Origin of the sequence: Pseudonocardia sp. WMMC193, assembly GCF_021728735.1 — a bacterium.
GTDB lineage: Bacteria > Actinomycetota > Actinomycetes > Mycobacteriales > Pseudonocardiaceae > Pseudonocardia > Pseudonocardia oroxyli.
In genome coordinates, this window is record NZ_JAKKDO010000003.1 from 5444601 (window position 1) to 5465237 (window position 20637).

At 69.9% G+C, this 20637-nt stretch carries 19 protein-coding genes, 1 pseudogene and 1 other annotated feature; of the genes and pseudogenes, 16 read left to right on the forward strand and 4 right to left on the reverse strand.

Going from position 1 to position 20637, the window contains the following annotated elements; genetic code table 11:
* Window positions 1-59: 59 nt before the first annotated feature.
* From L3X23_RS36715 to mobF, 10 genes and pseudogenes are all read left to right on the forward strand, one after another.
* Window positions 60-875: pseudogene (locus L3X23_RS36715) on the forward strand (DUF4192 domain-containing protein); the annotation flags it as partial.
* Window positions 876-1272: 397 nt separating this feature from the next.
* A complete protein-coding gene (locus tag L3X23_RS28010; protein WP_237195826.1) occupies window positions 1273-1710 on the forward strand; it encodes a single-stranded DNA-binding protein in 438 nt (145 codons plus the stop codon).
* A 367-nt stretch (window positions 1711-2077) separates the two neighbouring features.
* On the forward strand, window positions 2078-2329 hold the full coding sequence (locus L3X23_RS28015) for a WhiB family transcriptional regulator (protein WP_237195828.1): 252 nt from the start codon (window positions 2078-2080) through the stop codon (window positions 2327-2329).
* A 273-nt stretch (window positions 2330-2602) separates the two neighbouring features.
* Window positions 2603-2755: a hypothetical protein gene (locus L3X23_RS28020; protein WP_237195829.1), complete on the forward strand. Its 153-nt coding sequence runs from the start codon at window positions 2603-2605 to the stop codon at window positions 2753-2755.
* Window positions 2756-2975: 220 nt separating this feature from the next.
* A complete protein-coding gene (locus tag L3X23_RS28025; protein WP_237195832.1) occupies window positions 2976-3314 on the forward strand; it encodes a helix-turn-helix domain-containing protein in 339 nt (112 codons plus the stop codon).
* On the forward strand, window positions 3311-5047 hold the full coding sequence (locus tag L3X23_RS28030) for a type IV secretory system conjugative DNA transfer family protein (protein ID WP_237195834.1): 1737 nt from the start codon (window positions 3311-3313) through the stop codon (window positions 5045-5047). The genes L3X23_RS28025 and L3X23_RS28030 overlap by 4 nt, the downstream gene beginning before the upstream one ends.
* Complete coding sequence (locus tag L3X23_RS28035; RefSeq protein ID WP_237195836.1) at window positions 5044-5487, forward strand: hypothetical protein; 444 nt, start codon at window positions 5044-5046, stop codon at window positions 5485-5487. The genes L3X23_RS28030 and L3X23_RS28035 overlap by 4 nt, the downstream gene beginning before the upstream one ends.
* Window positions 5484-6125 carry a hypothetical protein gene (locus L3X23_RS28040; RefSeq protein ID WP_237195838.1) on the forward strand — a complete coding sequence of 214 codons (642 nt, stop codon included), beginning with the start codon at window positions 5484-5486 and terminating at the stop codon, window positions 6123-6125. Before L3X23_RS28035 ends, L3X23_RS28040 begins: the two co-directional genes overlap by 4 nt.
* Window positions 6122-6868, forward strand: a complete 747-nt coding sequence (locus L3X23_RS28045) for a hypothetical protein (RefSeq protein WP_237195841.1) — start codon at window positions 6122-6124, stop codon at window positions 6866-6868. Before L3X23_RS28040 ends, L3X23_RS28045 begins: the two co-directional genes overlap by 4 nt.
* A gap of 176 nt (window positions 6869-7044) precedes the next feature.
* A complete protein-coding gene (gene mobF, locus L3X23_RS28050) occupies window positions 7045-11376 on the forward strand; it encodes a MobF family relaxase (protein WP_237195843.1) in 4332 nt (1443 codons plus the stop codon).
* A 14-nt stretch (window positions 11377-11390) separates the two neighbouring features.
* Here the strand turns inward: mobF and L3X23_RS28055 are convergent, their stop codons facing one another.
* Window positions 11391-11816 carry a hypothetical protein gene (locus tag L3X23_RS28055; protein WP_237195845.1) on the reverse strand — a complete coding sequence of 142 codons (426 nt, stop codon included), beginning with the start codon at window positions 11814-11816 and terminating at the stop codon, window positions 11391-11393.
* Window positions 11817-11874: 58 nt separating this feature from the next.
* Here L3X23_RS28055 and L3X23_RS36720 point away from each other — a divergent pair, with 58 nt between their 5' ends.
* Complete coding sequence (locus L3X23_RS36720) at window positions 11875-12597, forward strand: bifunctional DNA primase/polymerase (RefSeq protein ID WP_374204934.1); 723 nt, start codon at window positions 11875-11877, stop codon at window positions 12595-12597.
* On the opposite strand, the gene istB is transcribed toward L3X23_RS36720, so the two are convergent.
* Both istB and istA read right to left on the reverse strand, forming a co-directional pair.
* On the reverse strand, window positions 12540-13334 hold the full coding sequence (istB, locus tag L3X23_RS28060) for an IS21-like element helper ATPase IstB (protein WP_237195847.1): 795 nt from the start codon (window positions 13332-13334) through the stop codon (window positions 12540-12542). The genes L3X23_RS36720 and istB overlap by 58 nt on opposite strands.
* Window positions 13331-14863 (reverse strand): IS21 family transposase, encoded by a 1533-nt coding sequence (gene istA, locus L3X23_RS28065; protein ID WP_237195849.1) that lies wholly within the window; start codon window positions 14861-14863, stop codon window positions 13331-13333. The genes istB and istA overlap by 4 nt, the downstream gene beginning before the upstream one ends.
* A 476-nt stretch (window positions 14864-15339) precedes the next feature.
* On the opposite strand from istA, the gene L3X23_RS28070 reads away from it, so the two are divergent.
* The 5 genes from L3X23_RS28070 (at window position 15340) to L3X23_RS28090 (ending at window position 19971) form a co-directional block, all read left to right on the forward strand.
* Window positions 15340-16233, forward strand: a complete 894-nt coding sequence (locus L3X23_RS28070) for a DUF3987 domain-containing protein (RefSeq protein ID WP_237195850.1) — start codon at window positions 15340-15342, stop codon at window positions 16231-16233.
* Window positions 16234-16292: 59 nt separating this feature from the next.
* Entirely contained in the window at window positions 16293-17702 is a 1410-nt protein-coding gene (locus tag L3X23_RS28075) for an IS1380 family transposase (protein WP_237195852.1), read from the forward strand.
* A gap of 130 nt (window positions 17703-17832) precedes the next feature.
* A complete protein-coding gene (locus L3X23_RS28080; protein ID WP_308116949.1) occupies window positions 17833-18078 on the forward strand; it encodes a DUF3987 domain-containing protein in 246 nt (81 codons plus the stop codon).
* Window positions 18079-18085: 7 nt separating this feature from the next.
* A protein-coding gene (locus L3X23_RS28085; RefSeq protein ID WP_237195856.1) for an IS3 family transposase occupies window positions 18086-19332 on the forward strand; the annotation gives its coding sequence in 2 pieces (ribosomal slippage) (window positions 18086-18368 and window positions 18368-19332; 1248 coding nt in all).
* Window positions 18367-18495: a sequence feature (AL1L pseudoknot), on the forward strand. It overlaps the preceding gene by 129 nt.
* A 27-nt stretch (window positions 19333-19359) precedes the next feature.
* Window positions 19360-19971 (forward strand): DUF3987 domain-containing protein, encoded by a 612-nt coding sequence (locus tag L3X23_RS28090; RefSeq protein WP_255734016.1) that lies wholly within the window; start codon window positions 19360-19362, stop codon window positions 19969-19971.
* 190 nt (window positions 19972-20161) lie between these two features.
* On the opposite strand, the gene L3X23_RS28095 is transcribed toward L3X23_RS28090, so the two are convergent.
* A complete protein-coding gene (locus tag L3X23_RS28095) occupies window positions 20162-20323 on the reverse strand; it encodes a hypothetical protein (protein WP_237195860.1) in 162 nt (53 codons plus the stop codon).
* Window positions 20324-20637 lie beyond the last annotated feature (314 nt).

Below are 20637 nucleotides of genomic sequence, written 5' to 3' on the forward strand. Positions count from 1 at the left end.
CTGACTTCGACCTGGCCGACCAGCCTCCGATCCGCTTGACCAGCGGTGACGGCGTCATCATGGCCATTCCGACGCTGGTCGGTTTCATCCCGACCGAGTCCTTGATCATCCTCGTGTTGAGCAGCCGCCGAGTCATTCTGACGCTACGTGTCGACCTCCCCGATGGCGGTCGAGCAAGCCGTGACCTGGCAGCGCACATCGCCGAAACGGTCGCCCGTCACCGCGACGAGCGTGAGGCCGCCGCCGTGCTGGTCGTCATCGGGGAGCATGCGCGAACGGATGTCATCGATGCTGTCGGCGAGCGGCTCACCATGGTGGGAGTCGCTGTTCGTCAGTCGCTACACACGGTGGCCGTCCACGCCGGCATGCCCTGGCAGTGCCTCTGCGGCTGCGGGCAGGCCGGAGTCCTCGACGACCCCGAAACGTCGATCGCAGCGGTCGCGGCAGCCGTTCACACGGGCCGCCTCACCCATCGTGCGCGGACGGACCTGGCCGCCGCGCTGGAGAGCCGCCTCGACACCGCGACCGTCGCTCGTCGCGAACAGCAGATCCATCGGCTCGACGACGCATGGCCCGCGACCGAGTCGGCGGTCCTCCGATTCCAGGAGTTGGCGCTCGACAAGCGGCTCAAGGACCTGGTGGAGCCCGTCGTCGTGGGAGTGGGCGCCGCGCTTCTGGTCCCGGCGTCCCGGGACGCGCTGATCGAGTGGACGGCCGCGGTCACCGAGCCCGGGGTCGCCGCCGCTGCCTGGGCCCGACTGGCGCAGGAGCTTCCTGGTATCGCCCGGGCGACCGCCGCGACGCTGTGCGCGGTCGGTGCCCTCCTCGACGGCGACGGTGCTATGGCCAACATCGCTCTGGACCTGGTCGAGCGGATCCACCCGCGCCTGGCCATCGCCGCCCTGGTCGCCCGGATCGCTGACCGAGGTATCCCCGCCCCGGGCGCTGCGGGAGCTCATCCTCAGTCGTCGAGCTACCTGAGGGTCCTTGCCGGTCCGGCACGCGCAGGGGGTCTCGCACACGGACTCCTGCCAGGACGGCCGTGTGGCCGATGGAGACGCCCGAAGGTCAGCACACACCCCGGGCCGCGAGGCGATGAACCCGACCCATCCATCCCGGTGAGCCCGCTGCTGCGGCTGCCGTCCGGCCTGCGGCGAGGCGGAGGCGGGCACGACCGGGATGGACGAGCCGGAACCCCCTGCCCCGGACCCGAGGTCCGCGCTGAGGCAAGCCGCGTCACCACGACACACCGACATCCTGAAGGAGAACCCCATGAACGAGAACACCTTCCGCGGCAACCTCGGCCGGGCCCCGGAGATCGCCTACGGCCGAGACAACGGCACCGCCGTCTGCCGGTTCTCGATCGCGATCAACAGCCGCCGGTTCAACAAGACCAGGGGCGAGTGGGAGGACCGCCCGACCGTCTGGAAGAACGTGGTCTGCTTCGGCCAGATGGCCCAGAACGCCTACGACACCCTCGCCAAGGGGATGACGGTCACCGTCACGGGCACCGAGGCCGACGACTCCTACACCCGCGAGTCCCGAGTCGAGGGCGGCGAGGACGTCCTGATCCGCCAGACGGTCCTCGAGGCGATCGACGTGGCGGTGAGCCTGACCCGCCAGGTCGCCGAGGTCCGGAAGATCACCAACGAGGGAGCCGCCGACGGCGGGCGCACCCCGGCGGCGTCCGTGCCCGAGCCGGTCGGCTGACCGGGGATGGGGCGGTCCCGATCAGGGGCCGCCCCACGCAGCGCCAGCCCACAACGCGGTGCTGACCCGCGCGAGCGAGTTCGACGCCGCACGCCGTCGGTGACTGTGCCCGAGCCCACCCGCCCGTCCAGGCCCTCCGCTTCGCTGCGGCCGCGGCGCGGTCGCCTCCGGCGAGCCCGGACGGCCGCGCCCCGGCTCGGGCTTGTCGACGCCGTAGGGACGAGAACTCGCTGATGAACGAGCAGGAAGGAGCACGTGATGACGATCATCCGATCTCGATTCGATTGGCGTCGAGTGCCGACACGGAACGAGCAGGGTGGATCCACCCACGCCGACCTCGCCTCTCGGCGTGAGTGGTGAGGGCGGCATGGACTGGCGCCATCGGGCGAATTGTCGAGGAAAGGATCCAGAACTCTTTTTCCCAGTCGGCGAGGGAGACCTCGCTCGGTGGCAGGCCGCGCGGGCCAAGGCGATCTGCCGGGGGTGCGCTGTCCTGGTCGCTTGTCGCGACTGGGCGAGGGCGCACGAGGATGCGGGTGTCTGGGGTGGCGAGGCCGAGCAGGAACGGCGGGATCAGCGACGGCGCCAGGGACGTCGGCGTGCTCGGCCATCGTCGTGAGGGTCTCAGCCCGGTGGGCAGGCGGTGTCCTCCGATGGTCGGTGCGGAAGGACCGCCCGGAGGTCAGCAGGCCATGCCGGGGCAGGCGTGCGATGAACCCGACCCCTCCATCCCAGTGAGGTCCGGGGTGAAGTCGGGTGCGGATCCGTGCGCTCGGCGACCGGCCACACCGGCATGGAGGAGTCGGAACCCCCGCACGTCCCCTCCGGGGACCCCGGCACGCCCTGCTGAGGCGATGCCGCGTTCCAGCCGCACCGACCACCGGAGGACACGATGGCAGCCCACCCCGACACGACGTCCATCTTTCACGGGAGCACCCAGGTCAGCGACGAACAGTGGGTTGCCAACCAGTACCGCCTTGAGCCGTTCGCAGGGGTGTTCGTCGACGGTGCAGAACTCGACCTCGAGCCGGAGCCGCCGTTCTGAGGCTGGGGCCGGGCCGCCACGTGCGGCCCGGCCTCACGGTCGCTCGGGACCGCGCAGTTCGGTGTGGCTGGTAACTGGCAGCGAGTTACCCCCAGTTACCTGTAGTCACCTTATCGTTGGCTGCTCTCTGCGGTTCTCTTGTTTCTGCGGGAATCACCGCAAATCGTGCTCCTGTCGCCGTGGACGGCATTCTTGCAGGAGCGAAGGCTGGGAGGCTGACGTGAACTCGAATGCGGAGCAGCGCCGAAATCTTCGTGAGTCGATCCGGGCGGACGTGCTGAAGAAGGCGTTGGCGAAGCGTGCTGCGGGAGTGCCGACCTACTCCATTCCCGAGGCCGCGGCATTGCTGAGCATCTCGCAGGAGTACCTCTACCGCGTCGTCAACGGCGGAGACTTCCCGGCGGCGCACATCAGCACGGGAGCTTCGAAGGGCCGATTCGTCATCGCTGCGCGTGCGGTGGAGAAGTACCTCGCCGAAGCGGCCGAAGGCACCGGGTGCGTCGAGTCCGCGGACTTCGCCGCGCGGTGGCGAGCGGAGAACGGGGGATTGGCATCGTGATCGAGCTCGACACTGAACTCGTACTGGCTGCCGTCGTGCTGTGTGCCGGGGTCGCCCTCTGCACTGCCCGCCAGCACGGGTTGGCGCTTGTCCTGGCAGCCGGAGTCGGTGCAGCAGTACTCGTCGACTCCACCGTGCTGAGCTGGCTCGTCGGTTTGGGGACTGCAGGTCTCACGGTTGGCATCGCCTGGTGGAGGTGGGCCCGGTCGGCCGGGATCGTCTCGCGGTGGGCGGCCCGGAACCGCCGGAAGTCCGGCGTGTCATCAGGCTCGGACATTCTGCGCGTGGCCGGGGCCCGGGCGATGCGTCGCCGGGCCGGGATCGTCCGCCCCTCCCTCGCCGCGGCAGGACGTCGCCCACGCACTCGGGACGTCGCCGTCCAGCTGTGCCGCTCAGGCTTCCTGAGCGTCTGGGCCTCCGTCGAAGACGTCATCCTCGTCTTCGGCGGCCCGCGGACCGGCAAGACCGGATGGCTCGCAGGGCGCGTCCTGGACGCGCCGGGAGCCGCGCTCGTCACCTCCAGCCGCACCGATCTCTACGAGAGGTGCGCAGACCTTCGCCGACAGCTCGGGCCCGTCCACGTCTTCAACGCCGTCGACCTCGGCGGCCTGCCTTCCACGATCCACTTCAACCCGCTGACCGGATGCCGGCATCCCGTCGCGGCCTCCGAGCGAGCCGCCGACATGCTCGGAGCCACTCGTTCCGCCGGCACATCCAGCGATCGGGAATTCTGGGACATCCAGGCCCGCCGAGTCCTCGCAGCGTTCCTTCATGCCGCCGCACTCGGCGACAGGTCGATGCGCGACGTTCAGGGATGGGTCGCCGATCCCGAGAGGGCACACCGCGAGGTCACCGCTCTTCTGCGAGCCAGCGATGACCCGGCCTTCGAGCAAGACGTCAGTCAGTTCGTCGGCACGAACGAGCGGACGCGGACATCGATCACGTCCAGTGTCATGCCGGCGCTCAGTTGGCTGACCTCGCCCGCGGCCACCGCGGCGGCTGCCGACGATGAGCCTCGGTTCGACGTCGAGGTGCTCCTCCGGGAGCGGGGAACGGTGTTCGTCCTCGGAGCGGAGGAGGCACACGCGGCACCGCTGGTCTGCGCGCTGACCGGGTTCCTCGCGCGGGAGGCCCGTCGGATCGCCGCCCGACTGCCTGCCGGGCGTCTCGACCCGCCATTGACCCTGGCCCTGGACGAAGCCGCGGTGATCTCCCCGGTGCCGCTGCAGTCTTGGACAGCCGACATGGGCGGCCGCGGAGTCACGATCATCGGCGCTTTCCAATCGCGGGCCCAGCTACTCGCTCGATGGGGCGAGCACGACGCGGCGACCATCCTGAACAACACCGGCGCCGCGATGATCTTCGGTGGCACGCTGGACCGCGACGACCTCGAGTTCTGGTCCACGGTGACCGGAGATCGAGACGAACCCGTCGTGACGACCGACTCGGGCGGAGCCGTCACGTCCAGAACGGTCCGGAAGGTGCCGGTCCTCGCTCCGGGACAGATCGGCGCCCTCCCGACCTTCCGGGTCCTGCTCATCCGCAAGGGCATCCCGCCGGTCATCGGGCGAGCGCCCATGGTCTGGCACCGGATCGACATCCGGACGGCTGCTTGGCGTGAGAGGCGTCGCGGGCTCGCACAGCGAGCTGCCCGAATCTGGGAGCCCATCAGCGCTCACCCGGACCCGGAGCCCCCGCGTCATGCCGACCCGTCTGCCGAGGAGCGGACATGACCGTCGACCCGGAGAACCTGCACGGGCGTAGACCTGTACAGCTGCGCTTCGTCGATGCCTCCCGACCCGTGTCGCAGGAGCAGGCGGTGGAGCTCCTGTGTGCGATTGGATTCGATCGCGACGGGGCCAGGATCTTGGTCGCCGAGTACACCCTCGGGACGTCCGAGCGGATCGGGCTCGCTCCCGATCGTTGGTCCCTCGACGTTTCCGACGTCGCCTCGATCGCCACTAGCCACGAATGGATCGACCGCTACCGCGACGAGACGCTCCAACAGGCGCGACGGCGTGCCCTTCACTACGCGACCAGCTGGGCCAGGCGAGCCGAGCAGCTCGACTCGGGCCTCGCGCCAGCCGCCGCGGCACGTGCAGAGCGCGCTGCCCTGCTTTGGGCTGTACGCGCTGGGCTCGCCGAGCCGGACGGGAGCAGAGGATGCCGATGAACAGCGATGAACCTGAGCCCGACCCGGTCGCAGCCCTTGCACGTCAGGTCGACGAGCTCGAACGACGAGTCGGCGAGATCCGTGGTCTGCCGCAACGCGTGGAGGACCTGGTCCAGCTGGTCGCGGCCCTGACTCGGACCGTCCACGCCCTGCGCGCACGACGTGAGCCGCAGCCCTGCATGACCTGGCTTCTCGCGCCCGAGAACCCCGGCAATGTCCGCGAGCTGCTCGACGACGTCGGCGACTGGGTCGGAGTCATCTACCTGCGCTACTCCGACGCCGCCCAGAGCTTCCCGGACTGCTGGCCGTGGCACCCCGAGGTCGTCGAGGAGCTCGTCTGCCTCATGGAGTCCTGGTCGGCTGCGTATCAGGGACCGGCGGCCTCGGTCGCGCTGGCCGCGGACTGGCATGAGCGTCTGCGGCCCGGGGTGGTGCGACGGATCCGGATCTACGCAGGAACGTGCTCCCGGGACAACCACCGCTCCCGACCCGGCTGGACGGCCCATCCCTCGGCTGCCGTCGCGGTCCCCAGCCTGGACGTCGCCGACGCCATCAGCACGTGGTGGGCCCGCGACCGGACAGAAGCCGCACCGGAGGCACCTCCCACTCTTTCGGGCGAGGGCGGTGGTCCCCGATGAGATCACGGGCGATTTGGCTGCCCGGGCTGGCTGTCGCGCTCGGAGCCGCGGCCGCGACCGCCCACGGTCTCTACGAGGTCGCCATCGCCTCCCGCGTCCCGGCCGGGATCGCGTGGCTCTACCCCCTCATCACCGACGGCCTCGCTCTCGTGGCGTACGCCGCGACGGCTCGGCTCACCGGGTCGGCGGCACGATATGCGTGGGCTGTCGTCGTGACAGCGGCTGGGCTGTCCGGGTTGGCACAGGCCGTGTACCTCGCATCCGAGGCGAATCTCGAGGCGTCCCCGGCGATCCGCTTCGGAGTCGGCGCGTGGCCGGCCGTCGCGGCCGCGGTGGTAGCGCATCTGCTGTACCTGCTGGCCGAGGGATATCCCGTACACCGGCACGAGGGGTACGCCGGCGTACACCGCGCTGAACACACAGCCGGGTATCACGACGGCGCCCCTGTCGGACCGGGCGCCGCTGAGCCCGCGGCCCTCAGCGCAGCCGAGTCGGCCGCGGTGCCGCCTACCGAGCCACCTGGACGTGCTGCCGAGTCGCCGCAACGCGATCACGCGATGACCGTCGCGCGCTCGCACGCGGCCGAGCACGGCCGGTTACCGACCGTGTCCGAGCTCCAGGACCTCGCCGACGTCGCTCGCGGCACCGCAGCGAAGGCGCTGCGCCGCCTCAAGACCCAGTCCACCCCCGCTCCCGTCATCCAGCTCATCCGACCAACCGAGCACAACGACCCACCCGACTGACCAAAGATCACCAAGCCGAGAGAAGCCATGACCAGCCCTGAGAACCGGACAAAACCATCAAGATCAACCGACTCACACCAAGGCATCGTGATCAACATGGCCCGAACGGCCTGCGGCCGTCCCGGTGGCTCGGAAGGCCGCAACCGAGTCGAGTCGGCTCCGTCGGAGATCGTGCCGTGCTGAGCATCGCCGTCGGCTACAGCCCCGAGTACCTCCTGCGAGAGGTGGCCTCGGGCAGGGAGAACTACTACACCGGTGCCGTCACCGAGGGTGAGCCACCCGGGCGGTGGTGGGGTGCGGGGGCGGAGAAGCTCGGCCTTCGAGGACTCGTCGACGCCCAGGACATGACCGGTCTCTACGAGCGGTTCTTGGATCCGCGCGAGGACGGGTTTAGTGACAAGGACCGCTGGGACGAGGTGTTCACCCTCGGACACACCGGGCGGCAGTACCAGTCGGAGGAGGTTCTGTACGCCGCCGCGCTGGCACGAGAGCCGCATGCGAGCCCTGAACGGCGGGCTGAGCTTCGGGTCGAGGCGGGCAAGGGAGCGCGGCGGAATGTCGCCTTCCTCGATGTCACGTTCAGCGTTCAGAAGTCCGTGACACTGCTGCACACCGCCTTCGAAGCGGCACAGGTGAACAGTGAACGGGCCGGTGACACGGACGTTGCTGCCGGATGGGCCCGCTATCGAGCCGCGGTCGAGGACGCGATCTGGGCGGGCAACAATGCGGCACTCGCGTACTTGTCGGAGAAGGCGGGCTACTCCCGGATCGGGCATCACGGCGGGGCAGCGGGACGCTACGTCGACGCCCACGACTGGGTCGTAGCGTCGTTCTTCCAACACGACTCACGTGATCACGACCCGCAGCTGCACATCCACAATGCGGTGCTCAATCGAGTCGAAGGCCCGGACGGGGCTTGGCGCACTCTGGACTCGCGCGGGATGCACAAGTGGCGCCCTGGCGCCGCCGCGGTGGCGGAACGAACGACCGAGGAGCGTCTTACCCACGCCCTGGGCCTGGTCTTCGCGACTCGTCCGGACGGGAAGGCCCGTGAAATCGTCGGTGTCTCCGCGGAGGCGATGGCGCTGATCTCGTCGCGCCGCCGGGCGGTGACCGGCAAGGCCGCCGAGCTGATCGCGGGTTTCGAGGAGCGGTTCGGCCGCTCTCCCACCGCCCTCGAACACGATCGTCTGTCGCGGCAGGCCACCTTCGCCACACGTCGGGCGAAGTCTCATCACGGACTCACCCGTGAGGAACTGCTCGATCGGGTCGACGCGCAGCTCACAGCGGAGCTCGCCGGAGGCTTGGCGAGCGTGGCGTCGGCGGCCCTCGGAGCACGAAGCGAGCGTCCCGACGCGGCGCAGTGGGAACCGCATGCCGTCATCGAAACGGCGTTGGCCGACCTCGGCACGCGGCGGGCGAGTTGGACACGAGCGGACCTGACGCGGGCGATCAATGCGGCGTTGCCGGACTACCTCGATACCCCTCATGGAGAGGACGTCGCCGGTCTGCTCGACGGGCTTGCGGAGGAGGCACTCAGCCACGCCGTGCCGCTCGACACGTCGAGACCTGGAGACGATGCGCTCCCGGCCGAGCTCCGTCTCGCTAGCGGCGAATCCAGCTATCAGGCGCCCGGCGCCCGGCTCTACGCGACTCCGGCGCATCTGCGGGTTGAGCGCGTTCTGGTGGCGGCTGCTGCCGTCGGCGGCGCACCCGTCGTGTCCTCGGAGTCTGCGCAGCGGTTCCTCGACGGATTACGAATCTCGGGCATCGAGTTGGGGATTGATCAGGCAGCGGCAGTGCGCGGCATCCTGACCTCGGGCGCCCGAATCGAGTCGCTCGTCGGTCCGGCAGGAACCGGGAAGTCCTTCGTCGTCGGCGTACTGGCAAAAGCCTGGATGGATCCCGGAGTACACGGCAGACACGCCGAGAGGCGGGTGTTCGGGCTCGCCACCTCGCAGGTGGCTACGGACGTCCTCACCGGTGAGGGGCTCACCACCCGCAACGTCGCCCGATGGCTCGCCACCCAGTATCGCCTCGGGACCGCAGATGAAGTTCTCGACCAGGACACGAGATGGCGTCTGAATTCAGGCGACCTCGTGGTCGTCGACGAGTCCGCGATGACCGACACTCCAGCACTGTCCGCGATCCATCGACACGTGGCATCGGCGGGAGCGAAGCTGCTGCTCGTTGGCGACCACAAGCAGCTCGCTGCCGTTGGTGCCGGGGGCGGAATGGACCTCCTCGCCAGTGCAGGAGCGCGCTACGAGTTGGCCGACGCGCGGCGGTTCACCGCTTCCTGGGAACGGGGGGCGTCACTACAACTGCGGGCCGGCGTCGAGTCCGTTCTGCGCGACTACCACCGACACGGCCGTCTTCTCGATGGTGGAACCCTCGAACAGGCCGAGTCGTCCGCGGCGCAGGCCTGGCTGGCGGACACCCTCGCCGGACGCCGATCTCTGCTGTTGGTCGACACCAACGACCAGGCTGCCCGCTTGTCCGCGCAGCTCCGCGCCGAGATGGTCCGACTCGGCAAGGTCTCCGAGCAGGGAGTTCCACTCGGCCTCCAGGGCACCTACGCAGGCATCGGGGACCTCGTCGAGGCACGCGCGAACGGATGGCACCTCGCTGGCGTCGCGGGCAACCGCCGGGGACCGATCAACCGTGAGACCTACCGCGTGACCGGGGTGCGAGACGACGGCGGGCTCGAGGTGACCACCGTGACCGCCGGCGGAACCGACGTGCCGGGGGAGCGGATCGTGCTTCCCGCCGACTACGTGACCGAGCGAGTCGCCCTCGCCTACGCCTCGACGGTGCACTCGGCCCAGGGCGCGACGGTCGATACGAGTCACACCGTGGTCACCTCTCGCACCTCCGCCGCGGCGCTCTACGTCGGGATGACACGGGGACGCGACTCCAACCTCGCGCACGTCACCACCCTGACCGCTGTCGAAGACCCCGCTGACGGTCGGCCCGATCAGACGACACGTCGAGACGCCGTCGCGGCGCTCGCCATCGTCCTCGACCCCGACGGGCGGACGGCATCGCAATCTGCCCTGACCGTTGCCACGGAGTCCGCTGCGGAGATGGGTAACGTCCGCACTCCGGCGGAGCTACTAGCCGACGCGGCCCAGATCGCTTCGACCCAACGCACCGTGACCTGGCTCGACGCGCTCACCCTCGACGGCACCCTGACCATGGCCGAGCGGTCTCGCATCGCGGCCGAGGACGGAGCCTCGTCGCTTACGCGCGCACTACGCAGTGCTGAGCTCGCGGGCCACGATGCCCGCGAGCTGCTCTCCCGAGCGGTCACCGAGCGGCCTCTGGACGGTGCACGCAACACCACGAACGTCATCTATAGCCGCATCGCCCAGCGGCACCGCTTCGATCCCGTCGGCCAGACCTGGGCAGAGTGGACGCCCCGGGTCGATGATCCCGAATGGCAGAACTACCTGGACCACCTGGCCGCGGCAGCCGATTTGCGTACCGACGAGCTCGGCCTGGCCGCCACAAACGACCCGCCTGCCTGGGCGGTGAACGCTTTCGGTCTCCCGCCGGCTGAACCCGTCGCTCGAGGCGAATGGGTCGCCGCGGTCGGCGGCGTAGCCGCCTACCGCGAGCTGCGCCAGCACACCGACGAGGCGGAGGCACTCGGTCCGGCACCGGCTCCAGGGCAGGCCGAGGCCTTCGCGGCCTACCGCCACGCCTGGAGGGTGCTCGGACGGCCCGAGATCGACCGCGAGGAGCTCGAACTCTCCGACGGACAGCTCCGGATTCGGGTCCGGGCAGCCGAACGCGAAGCGACGTGGGGACCTCGGTACGTCGGCAACGAACTCGCAGGCACTCATCGGGCGACCGAGTCGAACCGCCATCGGGCAGCCCTGCTCGCCGCCGAAGCGGACAACGCAGCCGACCCCGCCGAGAAGCAGAGACTCCGTTCGGAGGCCGCCGATGCCGCCGCTCTCACCGAGACCTTGGCCGCTCGCGCAGAGGAGCTCGAGAGTATCGACAGGGCGCGGTCACGCTGGCTCGTCCACACTGCCGTCACGCGGGCAGCCGGTGACCGGGCCCGTGCGGAGCTCGATCTGCGACATGCGGACGATCGCGACGGGCCACACCCGGTGACAGCCCAGGAGTGGCTGACGGCCCACCACGCCGCCGACGCCGCGGAAGACCCCTACCGCCGCATCACCGAGGAGTACGAGGTTCTGCCGACGACCCGTGAACGGTCGAGCGAGGCACCGACACTCGCGTGGCCCTGGGCCGACATCCGGGAACACGCGGCGGGCGAGGCCCGGCAGGTCGGTGAAGACGCGGTGCGAGTGCCGAGTGCAGACGAGACGACCAGAGCACTTGAGCTCGCGCACCGCGCTATCGCAGAGATCGAGGCGCGCGACGCCCACGACTTACAGCACGAGGACGAGGAACGCAGCGCCGAGATCTGGCGCTGGTCAGCCGAGGACCACGACCGGCAGCGCGCTGCCGCCCACGCCCGCGGGGTCGAGTGATGGGCGCTTCGGAGTCAGCCCGTGGGGCACGTCAGGTCGCCCAGGTCTGGACAGGCTGCCCAGCCTCGCCATGCCCACCCGAGGGTCTGACGCACGGCCTCCACATACCCCGGTCTGCTGGCAACGAGAGGAGCCGGTGGCGTCCGCGCGGCCACCGTTTCCGCAGACAGGTATTCGGCCTCGATCAGCTCTTCGTATGCGAGCGCCGAGATTCTCCTGATCGGCGACGACTGCGGTCGCAGCGTCCCCTTCGGAAACTCCGTCGACGCTCGCGCAAGCCAGCGACAGGTCGCAGCGACTTCACCTGCCGCCCAGTCCGTCACACCGCGATCGCTCTGCTCACGAGCCCGATCCTCCGCGGATTGCCAGAGCAGGCCGAACTCCCGCACGGGGACACGGATGTTGCCGGCTGGGATGCGTTCGAGGTCGCGCTCGCTCACGCGCATCCATCCACGATCCCACCCACAGCCTGTGGAAGCCCAATCCGAGGTGAACGCGATGTCTGAACAGCTCGACGCGGCTCTCGCCCATGCCTCCCGCGGATGGAAGGTCTTCCCGCTGAGGATCGGAGACAAGCGGCCCGCCGTCCGCGACTGGGAAACCCGTGCGACAACAGACGCAGTGCGGATCCATCGAGCTTGGGGCAGCCAACGGGGGGCTCGGTGTAACGTGGGGATCGCCTGCGGACCGTCGAACCTCGTCGTGGTGGACCTCGACACTCCAGCCCACGGATCTCCCCGGCCATACGAGTGGGACAAGCCAGGAATCGACACGGGCGCTGACGTCTTCGCAGCTCTGGCCGAGCAACATGGTGAGCCCCCGCCGTTCGAGACCTTCTCCGTCGAAACCGTCTCCGGTGGCGAGCACGTCTACTTCGCGGCCCCGGACGGTCCGGCCATCCGAAACTCGGCCGGCAAAGTCGGGTGGCTCATCGACGTCCGCGGGGCCGGTGGCTACGTCGTCGCCGCCGGTTCCAAAGTCGGGGGACGGCGCTACCGCAGCAATGGTCATGCCGAGGTCGCGCGGCTGCCGCGGTGGCTCACCGCTGCAATCCAACAACAGCCCCGACCATCCACAGATCTCGGGCGCTTCCTGGACGTCTGTCAACGGCCGGTTCTTGGTCCCCGCTGGTGGCCAGGTGAAAGTCCCCGGTCCGGGGGTGTTCAGGCGGTGTTGATGGCGGCTCCGTTCTTCGCGGTTCGGGCCTCGCGCATGCGGTAGGAGTCACCGCTGGTGACGACGACCTGGGCGTGGTGCAGCAGCCGGTCGAGGAGGCTGACCGCGGTGGTGTGTTCGGGCATGAACCGTCCCCATTGGTCGAAGGGCCAGTGCGAGCTGATCGCGAGGCTGCGGCGTTCGTAGGCTGCGGCGACGAGCCGGAACAGCAGTTGGGCGGCGGTGTCGTCGAGTGGGGCGAACCCGATCTCGTCGATGATGATCAGGTCGTGGCGCAGGGTCTGGTCGATGAGCCTGCCGACGGAGTTGTCGGCCAGCCCGCGGTAGAGCGCTTCGACCAGCTCGGCGGCGGTGAAGTAGCGGACCCGGTGCCCGGCCTCGACCGCCGCAGTCCCGAGGGCGACGAGCAGGTGGGACTTCCCGGTCCCGGCCGGGCCGACCAGGGCGAGGTTCTCCGCGCCCCGGACCCACTCGAGCGAGGCGAGGTAGTCGAACGTCGCGGTGGGGATCGAGGAGGCGGACAGGTCGAACTCGTCGAGGGTCTTGGCGACGGGGAACCCGGCGGCCTTGCGCCGGTTGGCGATGTTGGAGGCGTCGCGCGCGGCGACCTCGGCCTCGACCAGCACCCGCAGCAGTTCCTCAGGGCGCCAGCGCTGGGTGCGGGCGGTGAGCAGCAGCTCCGGGGCGAGGCGGCGCATCGCGGCGAGCTTGAGCCGTTTGAGCCCGGCCTCGATGTCGGCGTCGAGGGCGGGGATCTTCCCGGCAGGCTTGACCGCAGTCATGACGCGTCGCCTTCGACGTCGGTGGTGATGGCGTAGTCGGCCAGTGCGTAGTCAGCCAGCGATCGGGTCGGAACTGAGGGCAGATCGACGACCAAGGCTTCCCCCGCCGGTCGGGGCCGGGGCGCGGCCGCGCCGGCGGCGAGGATGGAGCGGACGTCCTCGGCCCGCCACCGCCGGAACGCCGTCGCCCTGGCCAACGCGTCGAGCAGGGCCTGTTCTCCGTGGGCCTGACCGAGACCGAGCAGCTCACCGAGCTCGGTGCCCAGCCGGGCGGACCCAGCAGCGGCAGCTCCGCTCAGAAACGCCTGCGCGACGGGGCCGAGCGCGCAGAACGCCTTCTCGTCGGCGGTCTTCGGGCGGACCGCCCGAACCGGCCGGTCAGGGCGGGGTCCGCCGTAATGGGCGTCGATCACCGACGCCTCACCCGGGCCCACCAGGCGGTGCTCCGCCAGGACCATCCCGGCGCCGGGCCCGGCGGTGGACAGGATGGTGAGTCTGTCGGCGTGGGTGCGGACCTCGACCCTCGTGCCGATCGCGGTGGTCGGCACCGAGTAGCGGGCGGAGCCGAACCGGACACAGGAGAGCCGGTCGACCTTGCGGATCACCGCCGGGCCGGTGATCCGTGGCCGCAGCGATGGCAACCCGCCCAACACGGCCAGCTCGTGTCCGGCCAGGCGCAGGGCCGGGGCCGCGGCGATCTCCGAATGCGTCGCGGCGTTGACCTCGGCGCACCACCGTCGCGCCGCTTCGTTCGCGGCGGCCAGATCGACCGGCCGGCCCGGTTCGCCGGTGTCGAGGTCGCAGCCGATGATCAGGTCTCGCTTGGCGTAGCCGACGAGGTTCTCCACGATGCCCTTGGACTCCGGGTCCTCGCCCTGGCAGAAGTCCGGCCGGAACCGGTAGTGGGAGGCGAAGCGCACGTAGTCCGCCGTCGGGACCACCCGGTCGGCCACCACGGCGGCCTTGAGGCAGCCCATCCGGTCGGCGAGCACCACCTTCGGCACCCCGCCGATCGTCTCGAAGCACTCGGCCAGCATCGACAACGTGGTCTCGGCGCGCTCGTCGACCGCGAAGCGCACGAACCGCACCCGCGACCAGGCCAACACCGCGCAGAACACATGCAGCCCCGCGATCACGCCCCAGTCGATCACCAGGTGCTCGCCCGGGGACCACACCGCCGGACGCCGCCCACGGTGATGATCACGACGCCAGTCCGCCTTCGTTGTGGCGACCAGACGCCGGAAGTTGCGGGCCGAACCGGAGTATCCGGCGGCGCGGGCCTCGGGCAGCAGCCGCTTCGCCGAGATCCTGCCCTTCGTCTTCTCGACCCGCCCCGAGACGAGCTCGGCGACCGACTCGTAGTTCCGGGACCGTGGTTTGCGTTGCGGGACAACACCTCCCGCCTCATGGCGTTCGATGACCCGACGCACGGTCTTCGGGGTCGTGGCGCAGATCGCGGCCGCACCGCGATAAGAGCCGACATCCCGATAGGCCGAAATGATGTCCATCCGTTCCCTCGCAGACTTCAATGGGAGACCCCTGGGTGGTGCGGCGGCTGGCTTCGACAACCGCCACCGTCACCGCCCAGGGCCTCAACCCGGCGTTACGACACGACGAGGGACCGGGGACTTCTACTTGGCCACCAGCGGGGACCTCACACGGCCACCCGCGGGGACCTGAACCTGGCCACCAGCGGGGACTTTTTCATGGCCACGGACAACGTCGTTGGGCGTCGGTCTCAGTACGCCTCAGCGGCACTACGCGGGGAGGTCGACAACGTGCTCGCGGCCCGGCTAGGCCGCCGCAACCACGTGCTCAACGCGGCTGCCTTCGCGCTCGGCCAGCTTGTGGGCGGAGGGTTACTCACCGACGGGCTCGTGGTTGCTGCACTGGCGGAAGCGTCGGCGACCATCGGGCTTCCGGCAGGGGAAGCCCACCGCACGATCCGCTCCGGGCTCACTGCTGGAGCGCGGTCCCCGCGCCGTGCACATCCGGACGGACGGCCGTGAGCGCACGCCGCACCGCCGACGACATCCTCAACGGCCTCGACGCCGACCGCCGGCTCGCCATCCTCCACAACGACGACCAACCCACCGTCCTGGGCTGGGACGCCGACCCGACCCCGCTCACCCTGCGCCGCCTGGCCCCGCCGTTCCCGGTGGACGCCCTGCCGACGTGGGTGGCGGACATGGTCATGGCGGTCGCCGAGTTCACCCAGACCCCACTCGACCTGCCCGGCTGTCTGGCCCTCGCCGCCTTGTCGACCGCCGCGGGCGGCAGGGCGGAGATCGAGGTCCGGCCCGGCTGGCGTGAGCCCCTAAACCTCTACACGGTGGTCGCGATGCCCCCGGGTTCGCGCAAGAGCGCGGTGTTCGCCGCAATGACCGCCCCGCTGCTCGAGGCGGAGCGCCAGCTCATCGACCAGGCGCGCCCGCGGATCGTGGAGGCGGAACTCGCCCGGAAGATGGCGGCCAAGGAGGCCGAGCGCCGGACGATCGAGGCCACGAACGTCCGCGACCCCGCCGCCCGCGCCGAAGCCCTCAACGCCGCGGCCGAGTTCACCCTTGAAGCCGAGAAGCCCGTCCCGGCGCTGCCTCGTCTGATCGCTGACGACGTCACCACGGAAGCCGCGGCATCCCTGCTCGCTGAGCAGCGCGGTCGTCTGGCGGTGCTGTCTGCGGAAGGTGGGATCTTCTCTACCATCGCCGGGCGCTACAGCAGCGGAGTGCCCAATCTCGAGGCGTTCTTGAAGGGTCACTCGGGCGATCTGCTCCGCGTGGATCGCAAGGGCCGCCCCGCCGAGCACGTGGAGGCACCCGCCCTGACCCTCGGCCTAGCCCGGGGCTTTCATCGTGGTTCGCCGGATGTGGCGTGTCAGAAGGCTGGAGGGTGCCTCTGAGCAGGGAGAATGGGGATTGCTGAAGTCTCCATCGGCCCAAGAGCAGGAGCACCCTCCAGGTGAAGAAGACTATCGGGTTCTACCCGTGCCCGGACCTCGACACGGCCGCGACGACGGTGGTGTCTCATGCCGGGGCGAGGCTGCTCACCGAGACCATCGCCAAGGTCGGACTCGACCGAGGACTGTCGGGGGCGTTGGGGCCGTGGCGGCCGCGGTTGGCGGTCCACGACCCGGCGAAGGTCCTGCTCGACCTCGCGCTGACGCTGGCCGTGGGTGGGGACTGCTTGTCCGACATCGCGTTGCTGCGCGCCGAGCCCGCCCTGTTCGGGTCGGTGGCCTCGGATCCGACGGTGTCCCGCACCATCGACCGCCTCGCCGCCGACGCTGCTGCGGTGTCGGCGGCGATCGACACCGCTCGCGCTGCGGCACGGGCCCAGGCCTGGGCACTGGCCGGGGACGCGGCTCCCGATCACGACACCGACATGGCGAATCCGCTGGTCATCGACGTGGACGCCACCCTGGTGACCGCCCACTCCGACAAGCAGGGCGCCGCGCCGACGTTCAAGAAGGGCTTCGGTCACCACCCGTTGTGGGCCTTCGCCGATCATGGCGCCGCGGGCACCGGTGAGCCGCTGGCCGCGCTGCTGCGCCCAGGCAACGCCGGATCGAACACCGCCGCCGACCACATCACCGTCATCCGGTCCGCGCTGCGCCAGCTCCCCGATCACAGGCCCGGCAACCGGCCCGGTCGCAAGGTCCTCATCCGCGTGGACGGCGCCGGCGCCTCGCACGAGCTGCTGGACTGGCTGCACGGGCAGCGGTTGTCCTACTCGGTCGGGTTCGGACTGACCCAGGCCCTGGTCGACCAGCTCGCCGCGCTCCCCGCCGAGGACTGGCAGACCGCGCTGGACGCCGACCGCGAGCCCCGCCCCGGCGCCTGGGTCATCGAGGCCACCGGGCTGATGAACCTGGCGTCCTGGCCCGACGGCATGCGGGTGATCGTCCGCCGGGAGCGGCCGCACCCGGGCGCCCAGCTGCGGATCACCGACCCGGACGGGTTGCGCTACACCGCTTTCGCGACCAACACCCGCCCCGGCGGCCCGGGTCGTCAGCTCGCCGACCTCGAACTACGGCACCGTCGCCGCGCCCGCGTCGAGGACCGCATCCGCGCGGCGAAGGACACCGGGCTGACCAACCTGCCGCTGCACGAGTTGGACCAGAACCGCATCTGGCAAGCCGTGGTCGCGCTCGCCTGCGAGATCACCGCCTGGGCGCAGATGCTCGCCTACACCGACCACCCCGCGCGGCGCTGGGAACCGAAACGCCTGCGCCTACGGCTGTTCTCCATCCCCGCCCAGCGAGCCCGCCACGCCCGCCGCACCGTGCTCCACCTGCCCGCGCACGCACCCTGGGCCGGACTGCTCCGCGACGGCCTCACCGCGCTGCACACGCTCGCCGTCCCCGGCTGAGCACTCCCTCACCGACACGACAACCCAGGAACCCCGACCGGACCAGTGGAACCGGCGCCCACCCGAGCGACCTCGGCCGAACTGTCACACCCCGAGGGCAGAATCCACCACATCACACCGACCAGCACCGGTGTTGATCAAGCCAAGGCCACGGGACGAAAGATCTGGGCTAGCTCTGCAACCGGAGGTCTTGCAAGACATCGCGCGAATGCCCGGCTTCCGCGGCCGCGGCCTGCTCGCCCGGATCTTGTACTCGTTGCCGGAGAACACCGTCGGCCGCCGCCAGGTCGGCGCCCCGGCCGTCCCCGCTTCGATCGACAAGACCTACGCCTGTCCCGTCCCGGGTTTGATGGAGACCATCAAGTCTGGAGGATGATCGACCGATGGCCGCCCCGAGGAAGTACCCCGACGAGCTGCGGGATCGAGCGATCCGGCTGGTGCTTGACGCGAAGGCCGCCCCGGACGGCGGGGGCGGGAACGTCTACAAGCGCATCGGCGAGCAGTTGGGGATCAACCCGGAGACGTTGCGTGGCTGGGTGAGGCAGGTCGAGATCGACAACGGCACGCGGCCGGGCACGACGACCGACGATGCGACGCGACTGGCGGAGCTCGAGCGTGAGGTTCGGGAGTTGCGGCGGGCGAATGCCATTCTCAAATCTGCGTCGGCTTTCTTCGCGGCGGAGCTCGACCGCCCCAGCAGGTAGTCCTCGACTACATCGAGGCCAACAAGAACCGGTTCGGGGTCGAGCCGATCTGCGCGGCATTGACTGATGCAGGCGTGAAGATTGCCCCGAGCACTTTCCATGCGTCGAAGAAGCGGCCGCCGTCGGCGCGGGCGCTGACCGATGCCGAGAATCTGGAAGAGATCGAGCGAGTGCACCGCGACAACTTCAGCGTCTACGGCAGCCGGAAGGTGTGGGCGGCGCTGCGCCGGCAAGGAGGTGTGAACGGTCGGCAGGTGGCGCGGTGCACCGTGGAGCGGCTGATGCGCCGCAACGGCCTGCGGGGGGTTTCGCGGCTGCGGGCGCCGCGCACCACGGTGCGGGCCAAGGGCCAGGACCTGCGGCCGGACCTGGTGGACCGGGACTTCACCGCGCCCGCCCCGAACCGGTTGTGGGTCGCCGACATCACCTACATCCGCACGTTCTCCGGCTGGGTGTACGCGGCGTTCGTCATGGACGTGTTCTCCCGGCGGATCGTGGGCTGGCAACTGTCTAGGAATCTGTACACCGACCTCGCCCTCGATGCGCTGAACATGGGGATCTGGACGAGGAAGCGCGCGGGAGCGGATCTCTCCGAATTGATACACCATTCGGACCGTGGCGTGCAATATGTCGCCGTGCGCTACGGCGAACGACTCGCCGAGGTCGACGCGGTCGCTTCCGTGGGATCGGTCGGCGATTCTTACGATAATGCGATGGCGGAGGCGTTCAACTCGCTGTTCAAAGCCGAACTCGTGCGGAATCGGGGCCCGTGGCGCGGGATCGACCACCTCGAGCTGGCGGTCGCGGAGTACATCGACTGGTACAACCACCGCCGTCTCCACGGCGAGCTCGGCCTGATCCCACCGGCCGAGCGCGAGGCCCTACACGCCGACACGAACACCGCCCGGCAGCCCGCCGAAGCGTGAGAACCGAGCCTCTACCGAACCCGGGACTTGACAGCCAGTCGTCTGACCAGGCTCGTGATGCTCCTCGCCGAGCGCCGCGAGCCCCAGCGTCTACGGCTGAGCCGCGAGGCCGACCGCGAGGTCCTCGACCTCGAACGCCGCCTCGAACCCCGCCTGGCCCCGCCCGCCGACCTGGCCCACATGACCGACTGGGCCTCGAAGCTCAACGGCGCCATCGCCCGTCTCGCGGGCCTGCTGTTCCTCGCCGACGTCCTTCCCACCGGCTGGGGCGAACCCATCCCTACCCGGCACCTGGACGCGGCGGCGAGATTGGGCCACTACTTCCTCGGCCACGCCCTCGCCGTCTTCGACGAGATGGCAGCCGACCCCACCGTGGACGACGCCCGCGCAGTCCTGGAGTGGATCGCCCGTACCGGCGCGGGGAGCTTCAGCCGCCGCGATGCCTTCACCGGCCTGTCCCGCTCCAGGTTCCGCAAGATCGGCGACCTCGACCCGGCGTTGCAGCTTCTCGACGATCACGGCTTCATCCGTCCTGAGGAGCCTCCGCGCCCGTCCGGCCCTGGCCGTCGGGCGTCGCCGCGGTGGGCTGCCCATCCAGCCGCCGCAGAAACCGCAGAAACCGCAGAAACCGCAGAATAGTTCTGCGGTTTCTGCGGTTTCTGCGGCACGACCTCGGGCCGCCCTCGACCTACCGCGCTCCCCCCGCGGTCGTACCGGCGTAAGCCGACATCGACCGACGAAGGGGATCGACATGGGCTCCGACTCCCACTATGAACGTTACCGTAGAGCGCCGGACTCCCAGGAAGAGGCGGAGGCCCACGCCTACCGACTAGCGGCGGTGCTGCTCGCGGAACGCCCGGATCCCGTTCCGCCGGACGAGCTCCGCATGGCGGTCGGTGAGGCCCTCCGCCCGGCTGCTGTCGAGCTGGGCAACGGCCGGGCCCTGCAGATCCCGGTCAGGCGTGCCGTTCGCCGGAAGGTTGACCAGCAAGGATTCAGCTCGGGTCGGAAGGCTTGACGGACGGCTGAGGTGCGGCGCGGCGGACGAGGCGGACCACTTGATCTGCCACGCGTGGCAGATCACATGTCCACCGAGCTCACCCCTACCATCGCACCCGTCAACGACCGTGAGAGATCTCATAGGGGTTTTGCGGGCGCTCTCTCCGGTCTCGCGGCTGCTCAACTGGGGTTGCGCTGGTGATGTGGCGAGAGGACGTCGGTGGCCGGGGCCGCCACGTCGATCCCGACGCCCCAGGCGCTCCACCTCCAGCGACGGCGCGCTGGACAGCGGCGCACGCCGCGGCC

What these genes read in the sequence shown, in the direction of transcription:
- L3X23_RS28010 (WP_237195826.1), top strand. Translation starts at nt 1,273, where the DNA reads ATGAACGAGAACACCTTCCGCGGCAACCTCGGCCGGGCCCCGGAGATC.
- L3X23_RS28015 (WP_237195828.1), top strand. Translation starts at nt 2,078, where the DNA reads ATGGACTGGCGCCATCGGGCGAATTGTCGAGGAAAGGATCCAGAACTC.
- L3X23_RS28020 (WP_237195829.1), top strand. Translation starts at nt 2,603, where the DNA reads ATGGCAGCCCACCCCGACACGACGTCCATCTTTCACGGGAGCACCCAG.
- L3X23_RS28035 (WP_237195836.1), top strand. Translation starts at nt 5,044, where the DNA reads ATGACCGTCGACCCGGAGAACCTGCACGGGCGTAGACCTGTACAGCTG.
- L3X23_RS28040 (WP_237195838.1), top strand. Translation starts at nt 5,484, where the DNA reads ATGAACAGCGATGAACCTGAGCCCGACCCGGTCGCAGCCCTTGCACGT.
- L3X23_RS28045 (WP_237195841.1), top strand. Translation starts at nt 6,122, where the DNA reads ATGAGATCACGGGCGATTTGGCTGCCCGGGCTGGCTGTCGCGCTCGGA.
- L3X23_RS36720 (WP_374204934.1), top strand. Translation starts at nt 11,875, where the DNA reads ATGTCTGAACAGCTCGACGCGGCTCTCGCCCATGCCTCCCGCGGATGG.
- istB (WP_237195847.1), bottom strand. Translation starts at nt 13,334, where the DNA reads ATGACTGCGGTCAAGCCTGCCGGGAAGATCCCCGCCCTCGACGCCGAC.